This is a genomic window from Moorena sp. SIO4A1 (assembly GCF_010672065.1).
In the GTDB taxonomy this organism is placed as follows: domain Bacteria; phylum Cyanobacteriota; class Cyanobacteriia; order Cyanobacteriales; family Coleofasciculaceae; genus Moorena.
The window spans coordinates 1-4,537 of sequence record NZ_JAAHHX010000153.1 but is presented as its reverse complement, the minus strand read 5'-3'; the positions used below and the strand labels follow the sequence as shown (position 1 = coordinate 4,537).

The 4,537-nt window shown below is 42.4% G+C and carries 4 protein-coding genes; 1 reads left to right on the top strand and 3 read right to left on the bottom strand.

Annotation, left to right across the window (positions count from 1 at the left end):
• Positions 1-123: 123 nt before the first annotated feature.
• Positions 124-1,029, bottom strand: a complete 906-nt coding sequence (locus F6K53_RS35215; protein ID WP_293083925.1) for a hypothetical protein — start codon at positions 1,027-1,029, stop codon at positions 124-126.
• Positions 1,030-1,272: 243 nt separating this feature from the next.
• On the opposite strand from F6K53_RS35215, the gene F6K53_RS35210 reads away from it, so the two are divergent.
• Positions 1,273-2,100, top strand: coding sequence for a pentapeptide repeat-containing protein (locus tag F6K53_RS35210; RefSeq protein ID WP_293083922.1), 828 nt, complete (start codon positions 1,273-1,275; stop codon positions 2,098-2,100).
• A gap of 90 nt (positions 2,101-2,190) precedes the next feature.
• On the opposite strand, the gene F6K53_RS35205 is transcribed toward F6K53_RS35210, so the two are convergent.
• Positions 2,191-3,387 carry a serine/threonine-protein kinase gene (locus F6K53_RS35205; protein WP_293083919.1) on the bottom strand — a complete coding sequence of 399 codons (1,197 nt, stop codon included), beginning with the start codon at positions 3,385-3,387 and terminating at the stop codon, positions 2,191-2,193.
• An 11-nt stretch (positions 3,388-3,398) separates the two neighbouring features.
• A partial coding sequence (locus F6K53_RS35200; RefSeq protein WP_293083916.1) for an NB-ARC domain-containing protein occupies positions 3,399-4,537 on the bottom strand: 1,139 nt, incomplete at its 5' end.

Sequence of the window (4,537 nt, the reverse complement as noted above, 5' to 3'; positions counted from 1 at the left end):
CGTCCAGTGAAGCCTCTAGATATCCAGCCCCGATCTGGGGTGATCTCAGCCTTGATACCAGTGCTAAATTCGTAAATGTCAACAGTAATAGTATTAGGATTATCATTAAAAGAGTCCATTGTTTCACTCCTGGTCTAATTTTCTATGGCGTTGGCCAGTACAAAGCCAGTAAATCGGAGCTACTAAGCCAAAGGGTTTCCAACCCTGGGGATTTTTCAGGATTGATTCTTTAATTCCCTCACGGTCTCGACTAATACGCCTCATGTTTGGTTCTGGATGGCGCTCCCCCAACATGCCAAAAGCTGAGGTAGTGAAGCAATCAATGCTTCCAGGTCCAGATTGCTCCCAAGCCTGCAATCTCTTCATAACTTCAGGAAAGCGAGCGTTTGCTACATACTTAGGTTGATGGCGATTGACCCATAATTCAGGCTGTTCGCACTTAGTCAGAACTAGGGCAATGCGCCGGTGTATCACCCCTGTTTCGGCTCGGTCTAGTGCGATCAAAAATTTATCCAGACCATTGGCATACTCTCTGTCTTTGCGATGAGCTAGGCCATCAAGCAGTAACATAATGCCGTTGGCTTGCACGGCATCTTCTAGGTAATCCCGAAGCAAGGGGGTACCGGATTGGTACAACACATCTTGGAAAAACTCGCCAGAATAGTCTTTACAATTGATGTTGAGCCTTTTCAGCCGCTGCCAGGAACACTGGTCTTTCAGAACTATCTCGATACTATAATCTTTAACCTCATCGACATTAGCATCCAAGGGAGTCCCTTCTAACTGCTCCCCTTGTTCTAAAAGGTTCTTGGCTTTGGCGATTAGTGCTTCCCCATCTTCATTAATTGGTGTTACTGTCTGCACTGGACTGGTGGAGGGGTCAGCTCCAGGCCAACGAGCCAAGGCAGCCATGTAGGTAGTTTTGCCAGATTTACGGTCTCCAATTACCCGCACACTAGCACTCAGTTGTGCTGGTTTAGGCAGGATTTTTTTCCCTAACTTATTTTTTCCTAACCACTTATCAAGCATTGACTCCTAAGCTGTTGTCCATTTAGAATGTATGGTCTTGAAATTAACTAAAAAGTGGTGCGTTACGGGGTGGGCTATTTCCATCAGGGGCGAACAGGCCGAAAATCCTGGTTAGCCCACCCCTAGGGCCTGTCTTCAAACTCGGAGATCCCCCGTTGGTCCCCCTTAAAAAAGGGGGACTTTGAGTATGGCTCCCCCCTTTTTTAAGGGGGGCTGGGGGGGATCATAATCTTGCGGAAAACTTTGAAAACACGCCCTAACCCCAGTCTAGCTGAGTTTAGAAATGCCGACCTAAGCCAGGCGGACCTCAGGGGTGCTGACCTCAGTTGGGCTGACCTCAGCAAAGCTGACCTCAGTTGGGCTAACCTCAGCAAAGCTGACCTTAGTGGAGCTAACTTCCATAAAGCTGACCTGACCAAGACTGACCTGAGCGGGGCTGACCTGAGCGGGACTGATTTGAGCGAAGCTAACCTGACCAAGGCTGACCTGAGGGAAGCTTACCTGATTAGGACTCAAGCATTAGACTGTAATTTTACTGAAGTAATCTTTACCGGAGCTTGTCTGGAAGATTGGAAAATTAATCAGGGCACGAAGCTCAAGCATGTGATTTGTGAGTATGCTTATCTAAAATATGACTATACACAAGACAAATTCATTGAACGTCGCCCTAGGAATGAAACTCAGAACTTTGCCCCAGGAGATTTTACTTGTCTGTTTCAGAAAGCCTTGGAAACTGTTGACCTGACATTCAGTGATGGTATTGACTGGAAAGCTTTTTTGCTTTCCTTTCAACAGCTCAGGGAAGAATACGGTGAGGAATACCTATCAATCCAAGCTATCGAAAAGAAGAGCAGTGGTTCATTTTTGATTAGGCTTGAGGTACCACTAGATGCTAGCAAGGCTGAAATTGAAGGTCAGGCAAAAACACTGTATGAGACTAAACTCAGTACCCTTGAAGGAATATACCGTGCAGAATTGAAAGCGTCCCATGACCAGCTAGCCAGCTCCCGTCAGCGCAGCGCAAATCTTTTGGAAATTGTTAAACAGCAAGCCAATAAACCCATTATTTAAGGCTTTTCTGTACCTGTTATGGTGAATTATTCATATGATGTCCAAAATTATGGCTAGGTAACCATGCTGAACAGCTGACCATACTTGACCTCAGGGTTTCAGAGGTTTCTTCTTTATGTTACGTCTCCGAGAGTGACAGAAGAGATATATTTTCTTAGACGGTAACAGCTTGTATACTCTTTTAATGAATAAAGGAAATACTAGTGAGATGAACAGGATACTGACGACTACAAACAGTAGCAAAACTACAACAGGCATTAGATAGTATACTTTATTAAGTAAACCAATTAAAAAGAAGTTGAGGACAATGCTAAAAATTAATAACCCTGAATTAATAAAATTATAATTGCTAAGCTTACCCCTTTTACTTCCTACGATATTGGGATTTTTATAATGATTATTGGCCGTCGTAACCATCATAAAATCTAACATATACAACAGAATTTCCTGGGTATTTTTGGGACGATTTTTCCAATCATGTTCCATTAGAAAATCTATTAGATCCAACAGTCTCTTAGAAACAAATTTAACTTCATTTCGCCAGAACAACTTTTGAGTTTGTAAGTCTTGTGTAAAATCACTAGGGTGTTTACGACTGAGCAACCGCACAAAGGTACGACCTAAGGAAAAAAAATCAGATTGTGGATAAGCTTCATGTTCATTCATCATCTCTGGCGGCATATATCCTAGGGTTCCAATACTGGTATTTTGCGAAGTAATTTGTTGTTGAATAATGTATTTTTGGGTTAGTGCTTTAACTGCGCCAAAGTCAATTAATACCAGTTGTCCATTGGGTCTGACCATGATGTTATCAGGTTTAATATCCCTATGTAAATACTTGGGATGGATTTCATTAAGTATTACTATCAGTTGTTTTAGCCAGTCAATTGCCTGTGCTTCAGTAATTAGTTGATTGTTCTGGAGCAGCCACTCTTCCAACGTTAGTCCATCAATCTTCTCCATCACCAAGCAGTGTAAGAAGTCGTCTTGGTTATTTTTATTAGGCACAAAACGGAAGTAGCTATCTGGCTCAACTCGGGGAATTCCTGGATGAGTGAGCTGCTTCAACACTTCTACTTCTCGCTGAAACAGCTCAACGACTTTTTCTCTCATCTTTGAATTGCTATAGTAACTTAATTTCAGGACTTTCAGCACTTTCCTTTTGCCTAAGTTACTTGAGTTAATACCAAGCAAATCTTCTACCTCAAAGGTTTGACTAAAGTTACCGCTACCTAACTTTTTAATAACTTTATAACGATTGTGTATTTCCTGTCCGATCTGAATCATAGTTACTTAAATCAGCCACCCTGGTACAAACGTTTGTTAAGATACTTTTTAATTACAGGATCTAGGGTAAAGAAGACTTCCCCCATATCCTGATAATTTTTTTCAATAAGTGAACGTTGTAACAAATTATTTAGAGATGTCTTTATTTCTGAAGTCGCTCTGTTGGGATATGAAGAAAATTCAGCTAGCAAGTGTTGAGTTGAGACTGGCTCGGTAGCCATGGCTAAATAGTTCATTAGCTCTTGATCAAAATCTGATAAGTGATAAAATTGCTGGTCGAGGAGACTGAGCAAAACATCACCAATAAATAATGACCCTTTGAGAAAATCGGAAATTTTACCATTATGGCAGTTTTGGATCGTCCTAACCGCAATCTTTAAGGCTAAGGGATGACCTTTGTACCTATCAATTAGTTGTCCCACTCCATGCACAGATTTAGAAAGACCGTAGTTTGACAAGAGTGGTTTGGCTTCTTCCTTTCTCAAGCCTTTGAGTTGGAATTCCCGAATTCTTCCTGCCCTGATTACTAGTTCCTTAACTTCCTGGGGAGGTTCTTGACTGGTCAACAACAAGCAGCTTTGATGGCGTTTGTACCCAATAGATTGCAGTAAATTTCCATACCCCTGGTAGCCCTCTTTGTAAATTCCAGAGGATTGACCAGCATCCAGAATCGCTTCTACTTGATCAAGCACTACCAAACAACGATGCTGGTTTAGGTAATACATTAGTCGCGATACCAGGTTATCTAGAGTTGTTGATGAAGGGTTTTCCTGATGGTTGGACAAGAATTGGATCAGGTCACTCAGAAGTTCTTCAACAGATGGAGTATGGTTGAGGGTACGCCAAATCACATACTCAAACTGATCCTTAATCTGTTCAACTAGCCTCACTGACAAGGCAGTTTTGCCAATGCCAGTAATGCCCAAAAGAGCCACCAATGGACAGTGATCTGTGACAATCCATTGCTCTAGCTGAGCCAGTTCGTTGGTGCGTCCGTAGAAATCCGATACATAGGGTGCGTCACTTAAATCGAGTTTGAAGAGGGGACTACTCTCGGTTCGCTCAGGAATAGAGCTTGACGGTTTTGGGACTGACTCGAGAACTAGCCGAAGATTTTTTTTGGTGACACGTTGTCCTGTTAGGTCTGACA